The organism is Microcoleus sp. BR0-C5, assembly GCF_036705045.1.
Lineage (GTDB): Bacteria > Cyanobacteriota > Cyanobacteriia > Cyanobacteriales > Microcoleaceae > Microcoleus.
Genome location: NZ_JAUBTR010000023.1, coordinates 25,664 through 40,239, shown reverse-complemented (window position 1 = coordinate 40,239; position 14,576 = coordinate 25,664). Strand labels below are relative to the sequence as shown.

The following is a 14,576-nucleotide window of genomic DNA, read 5'->3' as shown; positions in this document are numbered from 1 at the left end:
TCAGTAATTTTTTATGGAGAATAGTCTGGCTAGCTGGATTAACGGAGGTTAAACATTCATCACCTCTTCTGCTGTCAGCGTTAATTCTGGAAAAGTCCGCGACACAATTCGTTCGCTGCCTTTAAAAGCGCTTCTTTGATAGTTGCCCTCTGCATCCAAAAGGTGAACAAATACAGTTGGAACTTTGGGATTTCCCAGAAATTCCCTGCTGCCAATTGCTAAATAATCGACAATCCAATACTCAGGAACTCCGAGACGCCGATACTCGTCCAATTTGTCTATATAATCGTCCTCCCAATTTGTTGATGTTACTTCCACTGCTAATTGAATTGGTTCCCGCATTGCAGCATAAGCAGAACGGTTCGATCGCCACAAATCGCGATCGATTACGCTGACATCCGGTCTCCGCCCTTGTTCGATGCCGGCTTTACTTACAGTTCTGATAACTGCGGTATTGTTGACTACATAATTAAAACTTAGTCGCCGGATTTCATCGTTGAAGCCAAATAACATGAAATTAGCAACATCACCATAATTTCTTGTGGCATTCCTCTCTACAATTTCTCCATTTACCAGTTCATAGAGTCCATCTTCTGGACATTCTACAAGGAATTGGTCAAAGGTTAATTTTTGCGTGACTGTTGCAATCATAAGATTTATCCTTATTTTGCAGTAATACTATTAGTCTATATTACCACAGGCAGGAACAAATTTGTTTTTTTGACCGCAGACATCCAATTCTCAAGTCTAAAATATACAATCAAAAATCAAAAATCGATTCACGTAAATGGTAAAATACGATCGCCAGCGGGCAGATTGAGTTAAATATGTCACCTACTTGCTAGGGTAGAAAGTAACAAACCTAGAAATCGAGCCACTCCCAGGTCAACCCCGAACCATGAGACTAGACGAAGCCGTAGAATTTGCCGAAAACCCAGAGCCGCGCTGTCCCTGCGTCCTCCTGCTGGACACCTCCGGCTCCATGCAAGGCGCACCCATAGATGCCTTGAATGAGGGGCTGGAAATTTTTAGGAATGACCTAATTAAAGACGAACTAGCTAAAAAGCGAGTCGAAGTCGCGATTATTTCGTTTGACAATCAAATCAAAGTCGTGCAAGACTTCGTTACCGCCGACCAGTTCGAGACGCCACTGCTGACAGCTCAAGGACAAACCCACATGGGCGCAGGCATTCAGCTAGCATTAGATACCATTGCCGCCCGCAAATCCGAATACCGCAACAACGGCATTACCTACTACCGCCCGTGGGTATTTATGATTACCGACGGCGAACCTCAAGGCGAATCCGACGATGTTGTGGAAATAGCAGCACAGCGGATTAAAGAGGAAGAAACTAACAAGCGCGTGGCATTTTTTGCAGTCGGAGTGGAAGGTGCTAATATTCCCCGTCTCGCGCAAATTGTCGATCGCACGCCTGTAAAATTGAAAGGATTAGACTTTAGAGAGATGTTCATCTGGCTGTCGGCTAGTATGCAGAGAGTTTCTCACTCAAAAATTGACGAACAAGTAGCACTGCCGCCACCCGGATGGGGAACTGTTTAGTCATTAGTCATTGGTCATTAGTCATTAGTTATTGGTCATTAGTCATTGGTCATTGGTCATTGGTCATTAGTCATTGGTCATTAGTAAGAGTGCCGTGTCCCTACGGCACTGTCGTGTCCCTACAAGGGCTAGTACCTACGAACCCAGAAAAGTGCTGTAATTAGGGATAAATAAACCCGTCCAGACTTTGCATAGTTGTGAATTTACGAAGTTTTGAGTTAAAGAGTTATTAATGCAGAATTCATCCTTTAATTGGCAAGTTGTAGGGGCGTCGGTGATAGGTACGAGCCACGAAAAAAGAGCGCAGCCTTGTCAAGATGCCCACTGCTGGCGTCTCTTGCCAAACGGTGTTTTAGCGGCAGCGGTTGCCGACGGTGCGGGCTCGGCAGCACTCGCGGAAGTTGGGGCAAAAATTGCTGTGGAAGCGGTTGTCGAAACTATTTGCCAGCAACAGGAAAGGCTGCCTCAAAATGACGATGAATGGCAGGTATTCTTGACAGCATCACTGCAAGTTGCGCGGGCGCAGGTGGAAGCAGAAGCGGCAGTGCGGGAAGTGGCTGCGAGAGATTTAGCCTGCACTTTAATTGCGGTTGTTGCTACGCCGGAATTAATCGCAGTTGCTCAAATCGGCGATGGTGCGGCGGTAGCGGGTGATAGTGCAGGAAATGCGATCGCCCTGACTGTACCTCCCTGCGGCGAATACATCAACGAAACTATCTTTTTGATTTCGCCGAATGCGATAGAAACAGCGCAATTTCAGGTACTGCGGGAAAAACTGCCGCACTTGGCGGTGTTTTCCGACGGCTTGCAAATGTTAGCTCTCAAAATCCCAGAAGGCACGCCGCACAAGCCGTTTTTTGCGCCTTTGTTTCGGTTTTCTGGCGAGTGGAAAGAAGAAGAAGATGCGAAACAGCAGTTAGAGTCTTTTTTGCGATCGCCCCGCGTTTGCGAACGCACCGATGATGACTTAACATTATTGTTAGCAACTTTTTCTAGTAATGTCTGATCTGTTCAACTCCACTTACAAAAAGCGGATAAAAAATTATGACAAGTTCACGAATTAGTGCCACAAACTTGTTGCGAGAAACATTTGATACTATGGGGTCTCTATACGCTCCACTGTTGACAATCAATTTTCCCAATTTGATATTGTCCGCGATCAATAGTTTGGACAATCTGGGTTCAGCCGGTGTTGCTTTCAATATTATCTACTGGTTCGTGGCAGTTCCTTTATTGTCGGGAGCCATGATTTTCTACACTTACCGAAGTTTGACTCGAAATCAAGTAACTGTGGGTCAATCTTTCAATCAAGCAAACAGAAGATTGCTGCCCCTTATTTTGGTTTATATTATGTCTTCTGGGCTGGCGTTGGCAGGCTTCATTGCACTAATAATTCCCGGTCTTTATGTATCATATCGCTTAATATTTTCCTTGTACGCTACCGTCATTGATAACTCTTCGGCGCTGGACAGTCTTAGCAGCAGTTGGGAATTAACTAAAGGGCGCTGGTGGTTGGTATTTCGAGCGAGTTTTCTGATCATTTTTGTGGTTTCCGTGCCAATAGTGTTGATGATCCTATTAATCAGTTCGACCGCAAATTTGCTAGCATCTAAGCTTGCAGGTAATCTACTCGGATTTTTAGCCGGCCCGTTGATAAATGTTTATTTGGTTTTATTGTACCAGCGCCTGCGGGAATCGGCAGCAACTATTAAATAGACATCTCCTAAAAATCAAGTCAAGGGCTGTCAGGATACCTGCCCCATAACAATTGTTGGAAATGTCTAATGAGCGGTGAAAATTTGGCGCGGTTCTATAATAAAATCGAGGTGTCAACAATTCTGCTTTAGTTTGTACAGTAGGTCGTCGTTTGCAAGCACAAGAGATTAAGGATAAGCTCAACTCCCTAATTAGCGCAGCAGATCCAATAGATCCGAGTTTGGCGAGAAGATTGGATGAAATCAATCGCTGGGTGAAAGATGTTAAACCCGGTTCGCTAACGGCTAAAAAATTTGTGATGGCTTTTTTGCTGCAGCTTATCCGAGATTCTCAGGTTTGGCTGGCAGTTCAATCTCTACCTTCGGAAAGAGAACAGCAAGCAGCGTTTGAGTTAATGACGCCGGGGGAAAGGTATTGGTACAGCTATCTATTTCCTAAATGGTTGAGGGAAAACGATCGCAAATTTTACATCTGGAAACAAAAACTCAAGGCCGGCCAATTCGATCCGGCTGACGATCTCGTGATTCGTGCGATCGCAGCCCGAATTGTCGATCGCCAAGGCACTGTTTTGTATCGATATGTTGCAGATCTTTCTATGGCAACCGATTCGATCGTTAGCAACCGCCAACAACAGCCCCTCTGCATTCAAGTCACTACTCTTTCGGATGAGTTTTCGGAACTCAAATATCAAAATTGGCAACAAACTCTTCAAGATTGGGGGATTGACAGAGGATTATTTTTAAGTTATGATAAAAACGATGCAAATTTCCTGAACCAGTTAGTTAACATTGCATTATATAATAGTGATAATTTGCCCGCAGGTCGTTACCTCAAGTTCCCGTAAATCAAGCAGATATGCTGCTGAGAATAGTTCGACTGCTCCAAACTCCGTGAAAAAAAAATTTGACTAACTCACATATTGCACAATTCTCGACAATGCCAAAAAACTAACCCCCAGCCTGCTTCTGGAAAAGGGAAAACAGACCAAGATTTTTCCTCCCCTTTTCTGTCTCCGGGAGGGGTTGGCCAGATGCTGGCAACAGGTGCTTGATACAAAGGCTAAATAACGGGAAGATTTACCGCAGCAATCAATAAGAGTGAAATAACTAGCCACTCGGCCTAAATTGAATTGAGATTTGATTTAATCGCCGTATAGTTGTTGGAAATAAAATCAAATTACATCAAAATCAAATACTATGACTGTACAAGGTACACACACCGTTGAAAATAACTTGCATAAAGTCTGGGAAGAACTGGAAGCTGCCAGAAAAATGCAGGATGAATGGATGAATCACGGGGTAGATTTTGTGGATTTGTATGTGGAAGATGCTGGCGGTGAGTGGTTGGAAAAGTGGGGAAAATGTGAAGAAGAATTAGAGCTAATAAAAAATAAAAAAGTAGATATTGAAGCAGTAAAAGCAGCGATCAAGCTTTCCAGCTTTCAGCAGACAAAACTGCTGGAAATTGCGTTAAATTGCCGTTACTATAGCAGCGATTACTCCGATCGCCCGGAGGAGTCTCCCGCTTGGCAAGAGGTTAAGTACAAACGGCTGTCACTCTTAGGGGGAGCGATTTTCGGTGCTGTTGTTACCGATTACCTCTACCGGGAATATCCAGAACTCGATCCAGATGCTATTTCAACCTTAAAAGCTCGTTTAGCAGATCCGAAAAAACTTGCGGAATTTGCACAAAGATTGAAATTAAACGAACTTAATTTGCGCGTCTGGAATGGGAAAGAAACAGACAAAAGCGAGTACAATAGAATTTTTTCTGAGAATTTAGAGGCTTTGTTTGGCGCGATTTACTTGGAGTTCGATCGGGATTTTTTTCGTGGGGGAAACTGGCTGATTCAGCACTGGATTGAACCAAACGTTAGCCAGCATGAGGATCTAAGTCAGTGGCGAGAAATTGGACCAGAAAACGAGGTGAAACGGCGGGAAATCCTCGGTGCGGCTATTCTAGATGCGATCGCGATCGACTATTTGTACAACCGCTTTCCCGAACGCAACGCCAGCCAGCTAACTCGCTGGAAAAATATGTTAGTGGCCAAAGAGATTTTCCCCAAAGACTTTAAGGCCAAATTAGGCAGTCAGTACCTGGAATTGAGAAGCAATTTCTCGCGTACCCGCGACTGGTTGGTGGATAACTTTATCCAAACCGCAGTTGACGAACTGGAAGAGGAAACAGGCGATCGACTAAAATAAAATCAACTTGTCAAAAAAATTGGGGAAACAGCAATGGTTACACAACTGCAATCTCCCGAAAAATCAAATATCATCTACCCAGACGATAACGGCGAACCGATGTCAAACAATACGGATCAGTTTAGATTAATTGTTTGGATTAAAGAAAACTTAGAATTGCTGTTTGCCGATGATCCAAATGTTTTTGTAGCAGGTGACTTGCTTTGGTATCCGGTGGAAGGCAATAACAAACTGTCTCAAGCACCAGATGTAATGGCAGTTTTTGGCATCCCCAAAGGATATCGAGGTTCCTATCAACAGTGGTATGAAAATGATATTGCGCCACAAGTCGCATTTGAAATTTGGTCGCGGGGAAATCGTCTGACTCCGATGATGCAAAAATTTCAATTTTACGAACGCTATGGTGTGGAAGAATACTATTTGTACGATCCAGAAAAATTGGAACTGATAGGATGGTTGCGGGCTGAGGGAAAATTAGAACCGATCGAACAAATTGATGGTTGGGTAAGTCCGAGACTGGGAGTGCGGTTTCAATTATCAGAAACAGGACTCGAAATGTTCGGGCCCTCTGGAGAACCGTTTAGGAGTTTTGTGGAACTCGATCGACTGATCCAGCAAGCCGAGGCGCGGGCCGAACAAGAACGGCTGCGGGCCGAACAGGCAGAAATGCTGCTGGAACAAGAACGATCGCGATCGCAAGCTTTGGAATCAAGACTCCGAGAAATGGGCATCGATCCCAATCAATTGTAAGCACAACTGCAAAATTGAACTATTGTGGAACAAGCCCTCGTAGCCTGTTGCTGAGTTTTCCAGGGCGGGCTCTCCTGCCCAACCCCTACTCCCCACAATAAAATAGAACTATTGTGGAACAGGCCCTCGTAGCCTGTTGCTGAGTTTTCCAGGGCGGGCTCTCCTTCCCAACCCACAATAAAATAGAATTATCGTGGAACAGGCCCTCGTAGCCTGTTGCTAAATTTTCCAGGGCGGGCTCTCCTGCCCAACCCCTACTCCCCACAATAAAATAGAATTACGGATTTATCAGTGGGGTAGCTTTCTTTAATCTAAAATCCAAAATCTAACATCTAAAATCGATTGATGCCCCCATACCCTAAGCGAATTCTATGCAGTTGCAGCGCCAATTTAGCGGACAACTGATTGCGATCGACACCAAAAGCGCGATCGCCAGTGGGGGTGAAGGTCGCATCTACCCGATCGCCCAAGACTCGTCCCTTGTAGCAAAAATCTACCACAAACCGACAGACGAAGACGGCGACAAACTCACAGTCATGTTCAGTATGCCGCCGGATGCGCCAATCGCGGAACCCGGGCACGCTTCAATTGCTTGGCCGATCGATTTGCTGCATACTGTCGGCGGGCGAGAAAAAATCGTTGGTTTTGTGATGCCGCGCGTCAAAAAAGTGATGCCGGTACACACTTTCTACACTCCCAAAACCAGGCGCGAACAAAAACCGCTATTTAGCTATCTTTACCTCCACCGTACCGCCCGAAATCTCGCCTCGGCTGTCAACGCCCTCCACGTCAGGGGTTACGTCATCGGCGACGTAAACGAGTCGAACATTCTCGTGACGGATACGGCCTTGGTAACGCTGGTAGACACCGATTCGTTTCAAGTGCGTGATCCTTATACGGGTTACGTTTATCGGTGTCCCGTGGGGAAACCAGAGTTTACGCCGCCGGAGTTGCAGGGGCAGACTTTCCGCGATATCGATCGATCTCCAGAGCACGATTTGTTCGGTTTAGCAGTATTAATTTTTCAATTGCTGATGGAAGGTACGCATCCGTTTTCGGGAGTTTATCTCGGTAGCGATGAACCACCGTCTTTGGAAGCGAGAATTCGATCGGGCCATGTCCCCGGATGCAGTAGGGGCGGTGCCCCCGTGCCCGCCCGCTACCGCCCGATGCCCGCTGCGCCTCCTTTTGAGATGCTGCATCCGCGACTGCGACAGATGTTTATCCGCTGTTTTGAGGAAGGGCACGGCAATCCTGCGGCGCGCCCGGATGCGAAAACTTGGGTGAATGCGATTCGGGAAGCGGAAGATGCTTTGGTAACTTGCAGCAAAAACAGTCAGCATAAATACGGAAATCATCTGAATCGGTGTCCTTGGTGCGATCGGGCAAAACTCCTCAAAGGGCGAGATCCGTTTCCTTCGCGACAAGCAGTCAGCAACGGATTGCACTTGCAGCCCGCGAAAACCAAGCGTAAAAAGCCCCAACCACCGCCTGTCGTGAGGGCTCCCGCAGTGCGCCGACAACAGCCCGCCACGGGCCTGCCACGCCCCCTCGGTCAGTACGCAGTGCCGTTGCTACCGATGCCGATGTCTCGGAGTCGGACTCCTGCGCCTCAGCTTCCGGTGGGCAAGTTTGAGCGCATTTTTCAGGATGCTGCTTGGGGAGGTGTTTGGGGTAGTTTGTGTTTGGCGGCGATCGGGGGGATTTATTCGGCAATAGCTGAGGGCGGCGGTGCTATTTTGGGGGCAATTTTTGTTGGTTCGATTTGGGGCTGTTTTTTTGGGGTGATGTGGGGGGTTTTTACTTTGCCGCCGAATCAGATTTGGCGGAAGTGGGGCGGAGTTTTGGTGGGGGCGGCTTGGGGGGCTTTTTTGTTGGCGGCGATCGGCGGTGCGGTGTTTGGCGCGATTAATAGCACTCCGGGAATCGGGGAGAGGATTTTGGCTGGGGCGGGGGTTGGTGCTGTCTGGGGCTGTGTTTGGGCGAGTTTTCGGCCTCCTCTGGCGCTGCCGATGGGGAGGGTGTGGGGCCGGCGGGGAGGGTATTTGGGGGCTGTCTGGGGCTCGTTTGTGGGGACTCTGGCTGGTGTTTTTTTGGGGGCTGGGCTGGTGGTTTGGCAGCAATACGGTGTCCAGATGCGGCCGGTGAATGAGTTTGCGGGTTTGTTGCTGGGTGTGGCGATCGTGGCGGCTGGTGTTGGTTCGGTTGGTGGTGTGGTTTCTGGGGGTTTGTTGGGTTTTTGCGGGTTTGCGCCGAAGTTGCCGATTTCGTTTCAGCCTTCGGGTGTAAATGGTGGGTTTTTGGGGGCGATTTGGGGCAGTTTTTTGGGGACTTTTGCGGGTGCTGTGTTGGGGGCGGGGGTGTCTGCGATGTTTCCGGCTGTTAGCGCTGGGGTGCCGGTGGAGTTGGGGCCTGTGGCGGGGGCGATCGTGGGGGCTGGTTTGGGGGCGATTTGGGGGGTGGTTTCGGGTACTGTTTGGGGGGCTTTGGGGAAGTGGTGATCGCTTGATGTCTGTTTTTGGGTGGAAAATCCGTGAATCGGTAGGTGTAAAAATCGAGGTGTTAAATTTGGGGGCTACAATGTCTGTACTGCAAGGGTTTGAGGCTCTATGTCTAACAATACGATTCACGGAAAGTCTGAAAGTATTACTGGATAAGCCTTAGGAGTGAATATGAAAAATTGGGTATTGACAAGTCGCAGGCCCAAATGGTACTTTTGTTTTAGATTCACGGAACTGCACCTTGAAAACTAAATACAGCAAGGCTTCTAAAACGGGCTGCCGGAAAAACCCTAAAACCCTATCAGGGATTGAAACTTCACTTCTCCTAGTGGCGGTGCTTTCGTACTTCGCCGGAAAAACCCTAAAACCCTATCAGGGATTGAAACAGCAGGGCAAATCATCGCTGATCAGGAGCGGGAGGCCGGAAAAACCCTAAAACCCTATCAGGGATTGAAACTCGGTCTCTCGCTCGATTTCATAAATCCCGTTTCGCCGGAAAAACCCTAAAACCCTATCAGGGATTGAAACTCAATAAACAGAAAGGTAAATCCAGCTCTGCCAAGCCTCAGCCGGAAAAACCCTAAAACCCTATCAGGGATTGAAACAATCAAGCGGAGACACCGGTGCGTTTCTTTGTGGAGCCGGAAAAACCCTAAAACCCTATCAGGGATTGAAACAGTATAAAGGTGCGGTAAAATTCCGGGGGTTAAGCCGGAAAAACCCTAAAACCCTATCAGGGATTGAAACTCTGCGGCATCTCTTAGTGCGCGATCGGCTGCTTATGCCGGAAAAACCCTAAAACCCTATCAGGGATTGAAACTATCTGCAAGAATTTAAGAAAAAGTGCCAGTATGGGCCGGAAAAACCCTAAAACCCTATCAGGGATTGAAACTTCTGATCCACTCCCTTGGGTTGATAAATGCTGTGCCGGAAAAACCCTAAAACCCTATCAGGGATTGAAACGGTTGTAGATGGGGGTTGTCCGTGGTTGATTCGTGAGCCGGAAAAACCCTAAAACCCTATCAGGGATTGAAACGATCGACCTCGCAGTATTCGAGCCAGCTATCCAGTAGCCGGAAAAACCCTAAAACCCTATCAGGGATTGAAACTATGTGGTCTTTCAGGTTTTCAAAAAGACTCTCTAAAGCCGGAAAAACCCTAAAACCCTATCAGGGATTGAAACATGCAGCACTGTCTGCTGCCATTGCCAAAAAACGCCGGAAAAACCCTAAAACCCTATCAGGGATTGAAACTACTCTAACAACCCCGTGAACGCTTCAACATCTGCCGGAAAAACCCTAAAACCCTATCAGGGATTGAAACTTTAGCATCGATTTGTATTGGGTTAATCTCCACGGCCGGAAAAACCCTAAAACCCTATCAGGGATTGAAACGGAAACATCTAAATCTTGAGGTAACTTGTTAAAATTTGGCCGGAAAAACCCTAAAACCCTATCAGGGATTGAAACTAGGTTGTTTAACTTGCAGGGGGTTGGACTAATAGAGCCGGAAAAACCCTAAAACCCTATCAGGGATTGAAACAAAAATGGAAACGCAGCCACACCACAACCGTACTCAGCCGGAAAAACCCTAAAACCCTATCAGGGATTGAAACTTTCGTATGGAGGGTTTGGAGGTTAACTACCGGCCAAGCCGGAAAAACCCTAAAACCCTATCAGGGATTGAAACTTCCTCTGCGCGAACACTGCACTGGAATGGCGCGTAAAGCCGGAAAAACCCTAAAACCCTATCAGGGATTGAAACTAAAATTCTTGTGGGGTATGAACAAAACAATAGCTGAAGCCGGAAAAACCCTAAAACCCTATCAGGGATTGAAACCAGAAGAGAAGAGAAAGGGAGATTTAGAAGCAATTGGCCGGAAAAACCCTAAAACCCTATCAGGGATTGAAACTTTTGGGCTGTGTTGGTGTCGGGGCGGGTGCGGTTGGAGGCCGGAAAAACCCTAAAACCCTATCAGGGATTGAAACGCGGCTTCAAGTTGAGTGTGGTGGGCGATCGTCTGCCGGAAAAACCCTAAAACCCTATCAGGGATTGAAACCGATACCACTGTCGGAAGAAAAACCTAAAATCTGCCGGAAAAACCCTAAAACCCTATCAGGGATTGAAACGCAACAGAAATTTTCGACAAATCCAAGACCTTTGGGCCGGAAAAACCCTAAAACCCTATCAGGGATTGAAACATTCTTAAAGACTTAGAACATCTTAAAGCGTTGGAGCCGGAAAAACCCTAAAACCCTATCAGGGATTGAAACCCAAACGAATTTTTACCGCAACAAACCGAGATTCTGAGCCGGAAAAACCCTAAAACCCTATCAGGGATTGAAACTAAACTCAAAACAGCAGTGGACAATCAAAGGCGAACGCCGGAAAAACCCTAAAACCCTATCAGGGATTGAAACAAATTTAATTTTACCTTAAAATCTATGCAGCGAGCCGGAAAAACCCTAAAACCCTATCAGGGATTGAAACTAAAAGCCCTGAGAGATGCTTGTGATTAAAGATTCTCGCCGGAAAAACCCTAAAACCCTATCAGGGATTGAAACAGGACAATTAGTAAGGATGGTTGCAATAACCAAAGGCACGCCGGAAAAACCCTAAAACCCTATCAGGGATTGAAACTTGCCTTTGCTACTTCCCAATACGGGAACGAATTGCCGGAAAAACCCTAAAACCCTATCAGGGATTGAAACTACAGTATCTATGCCATTTGTAGACGCTGGATTTTGGCCGGAAAAACCCTAAAACCCTATCAGGGATTGAAACATAATAATATTATACACTTGATAGGATGCCCAATGCCGGAAAAACCCTAAAACCCTATCAGGGATTGAAACATGTAAATACAACTAGGAGAGAGGGAAAGGTAGTTGAGTCAAGCCGGAAAAACCCTAAAACCCTATCAGGGATTGAAACCTAACTTGGCGAATATCCTTCTGATTTTGTACGGAGAGCCGGAAAAACCCTAAAACCCTATCAGGGATTGAAACAATGGCTTCCCGGATTTGGCGATGTCGAATATTGGGGGCCGGAAAAACCCTAAAACCCTATCAGGGATTGAAACATCGGCTGGCGCGGTACCATCCAAGAATCAATCACCGGAGCCGGAAAAACCCTAAAACCCTATCAGGGATTGAAACGAGTTTGTTTGTATTGACTTAGCGCCAATTCTGCGCCGGAAAAACCCTAAAACCCTATCAGGGATTGAAACTCTCTGACCTTCCCCGTAACATCCAGAGATATCTATGCCGGAAAAACCCTAAAACCCTATCAGGGATTGAAACTATTAAATGATATGTTGAGGGTGTACTTTTTACAGCCGGAAAAACCCTAAAACCCTATCAGGGATTGCAACAAAGGTTCTAGACCTAGCGGCACAATCGGATAAAGCCGGCCGGAAAAACCCTAAAACCCTATCAGGGATTGAAACTTAAAACAGATACATTTTCCAGTCTTTATCCAAAAGCCGGAAAAACCCTAAAACCCTATCAGGGATTGAAACGAGAGTATTAATAACTAACAGAAAATCGGTGCAGCCGGAAAAACCCTAAAACCCTATCAGGGATTGAAACTTTGTCGGCGAGCGACGGGTGGCGGGTAGCTAGCTGGAGCCGGAAAAACCCTAAAACCCTATCAGGGATTGAAACAATTGTATGACTTGAATTCTGGCGTACTGGGCGGTAGAGCCGGAAAAACCCTAAAACCCTATCAGGGATTGAAACGTGGATATTCGTACCAGTCCATCTGGAAGGGGACGCCGGAAAAACCCTAAAACCCTATCAGGGATTGAAACGATATCGATCGCCAGCAATCCATTTCCCAGTTTTAGCCGGAAAAACCCTAAAACCCTATCAGGGATTGAAACCAATCTAGCGGTGTAGAGCCAGCAACAGGAATTGCCGGAAAAACCCTAAAACCCTATCAGGGATTGAAACACTCCCACTGGCTTAGAAATATTGATTAAAGATGCGCCGGAAAAACCCTAAAACCCTATCAGGGATTGAAACGTAATCTCACGTACCTAGTCGAAAATGGTGGCCCTTTAGCCGGAAAAACCCTAAAACCCTATCAGGGATTGAAACGCCCGCATGGCATTTGTGCGGCGCACGTCTCTGGCCGGAAAAACCCTAAAACCCTATCAGGGATTGAAACGAGGTAAAGACCCTCATAAAAATCTTCTCCGATCGCAGTGCCGGAAAAACCCTAAAACCCTATCAGGGATTGAAACGCTGATTCCATTCCGGATACTGCTGACAAAATAGCCGGAAAAACCCTAAAACCCTATCAGGGATTGAAACGCATCCCTCCCATCTCACAGAAAAATCTGTAATTGCGCCGGAAAAACCCTAAAACCCTATCAGGGATTGAAACTTGCGACAAATCATGGGATTTGTAACACTAGGCAGAGCCGGAAAAACCCTAAAACCCTATCAGGGATTGAAACAAGGAGCTAATGAATTGGTGCAAGCTGCAGCAGCTAGGCCGGAAAAACCCTAAAACCCTATCAGGGATTGAAACTGCCCTTTCTTATTGCAGCCTGTGAGAAGCATCAATTTAAGCCGGAAAAACCCTAAAACCCTATCAGGGATTGAAACATATCATCTCCCAGGATTTCTTCTGCAACACTTTTGCCGGAAAAACCCTAAAACCCTATCAGGGATTGAAACGTGAAAGTTAATATTTTGCACCTCAAACCGCAACCAGCCGGAAAAACCCTAAAACCCTATCAGGGATTGAAACATGGGTTTAAATCTTTCCTTGTAAGCGATTAGCTTCCGCCGGAAAAACCCTAAAACCCTATCAGGGATTGAAACTCAATCTCACCATTTGAAGGCAGATCACGCTGAATTGCCGGAAAAACCCTAAAACCCTATCAGGGATTGAAACGAGCAAGAATTAATTGCCGACGACGACGAAGAAGAAGCGGAACTCAAGCCGGAAAAACCCTAAAACCCTATCAGGGATTGAAACTGGCGCGACTTTTATCAGCGACCCAAGCGATCAACAACGCCGGAAAAACCCTAAAACCCTATCAGGGATTGAAACAATCTACTGATGCAGAAGGATCGCTAAATCATCTAAGCCGGAAAAACCCTAAAACCCTATCAGGGATTGAAACAATCATCGCCGGACTAGAATTCCCCGGTTTTATTCGCCGGAAAAACCCTAAAACCCTATCAGGGATTGAAACGAAATCTCTGAGGCTTTGAGTTTTGATGTAAGTGCCGGAAAAACCCTAAAACCCTATCAGGGATTGAAACGCCATTAATCCACGCGAGCACTTGCAAAACTGTAACGCCGGAAAAACCCTAAAACCCTATCAGGGATTGAAACTAACGGGTACGAGTGGAACATTAATAACGGGACTACGCCGGAAAAACCCTAAAACCCTATCAGGGATTGAAACAAATCTATTTCTGTCTGGATGCCAGGCCACGTTACAGCCGGAAAAACCCTAAAACCCTATCAGGGATTGAAACGCTTATGCCGGCACATTTGGGAGAGCGAGATATCTCCCAAACCGCCGGAAAAACCCTAAAACCCTATCAGGGATTGAAACGGCCCGATACCGTTGGCGAAAAGACCTTTTTCCAGCCGGAAAAACCCTAAAACCCTATCAGGGATTGAAACAGATGCTGTAATCTGGAATGATTTACTAAATGAACGCCGGAAAAACCCTAAAACCCTATCAGGGATTGAAACATTCAGTTTCATCGCTCCAAACATCATTTAAAGTATGTACGCCGGAAAAACCCTAAAACCCTATCAGGGATTGAAACGACTTAAACATCGCATACTCAATCTACCATGTCAAGCCGGAAAAAC

Annotated in this window: 8 protein-coding genes and 1 CRISPR repeat array (1 of these 9 cut by a window edge); of the genes, 7 read left to right on the top strand and 1 reads right to left on the bottom strand. The window is 46.4% G+C overall.

The window, feature by feature from the left end; genetic code table 11:
* Positions 1-48 precede the first annotated feature (48 nt).
* The gene (locus tag QUB08_RS13400; RefSeq protein ID WP_333225166.1) at positions 49-651 is read right to left on the bottom strand and encodes a Uma2 family endonuclease; all 603 of its coding nucleotides are present in this window, start codon (positions 649-651) and stop codon (positions 49-51) included.
* A gap of 247 nt (positions 652-898) precedes the next feature.
* Here QUB08_RS13400 and QUB08_RS13395 point away from each other — a divergent pair, with 247 nt between their 5' ends.
* The 7 genes from QUB08_RS13395 (at position 899) to QUB08_RS13365 (ending at position 8,732) form a co-directional block, all read left to right on the top strand.
* On the top strand, positions 899-1,561 hold the full coding sequence (locus tag QUB08_RS13395) for a VWA domain-containing protein (RefSeq protein ID WP_333143204.1): 663 nt from the start codon (positions 899-901) through the stop codon (positions 1,559-1,561).
* Positions 1,562-1,793: 232 nt separating this feature from the next.
* Positions 1,794-2,567 (top strand): PP2C family serine/threonine-protein phosphatase, encoded by a 774-nt coding sequence (locus QUB08_RS13390; protein WP_333225165.1) that lies wholly within the window; start codon positions 1,794-1,796, stop codon positions 2,565-2,567.
* Between the two features lie 38 nt (positions 2,568-2,605).
* The gene (locus QUB08_RS13385) at positions 2,606-3,277 is read left to right on the top strand and encodes a hypothetical protein (protein WP_333225164.1); all 672 of its coding nucleotides are present in this window, start codon (positions 2,606-2,608) and stop codon (positions 3,275-3,277) included.
* Between the two features lie 151 nt (positions 3,278-3,428).
* Complete coding sequence (locus QUB08_RS13380) at positions 3,429-4,121, top strand: hypothetical protein (RefSeq protein WP_333225163.1); 693 nt, start codon at positions 3,429-3,431, stop codon at positions 4,119-4,121.
* Positions 4,122-4,473: 352 nt separating this feature from the next.
* Entirely contained in the window at positions 4,474-5,481 is a 1,008-nt protein-coding gene (locus QUB08_RS13375; protein ID WP_333225162.1) for a ribonuclease III domain-containing protein, read from the top strand.
* A 33-nt stretch (positions 5,482-5,514) separates the two neighbouring features.
* The gene (locus QUB08_RS13370; RefSeq protein ID WP_333225161.1) at positions 5,515-6,231 is read left to right on the top strand and encodes a Uma2 family endonuclease; all 717 of its coding nucleotides are present in this window, start codon (positions 5,515-5,517) and stop codon (positions 6,229-6,231) included.
* A 371-nt stretch (positions 6,232-6,602) separates the two neighbouring features.
* A complete protein-coding gene (locus QUB08_RS13365; protein WP_333225160.1) occupies positions 6,603-8,732 on the top strand; it encodes a DNA-binding protein in 2,130 nt (709 codons plus the stop codon).
* 278 nt (positions 8,733-9,010) lie between these two features.
* Positions 9,011-14,576: a CRISPR direct-repeat array (repeat unit 37 nt; unit sequence GCCGGAAAAACCCTAAAACCCTATCAGGGATTGAAAC) (it continues 10,824 nt past the right edge of the window).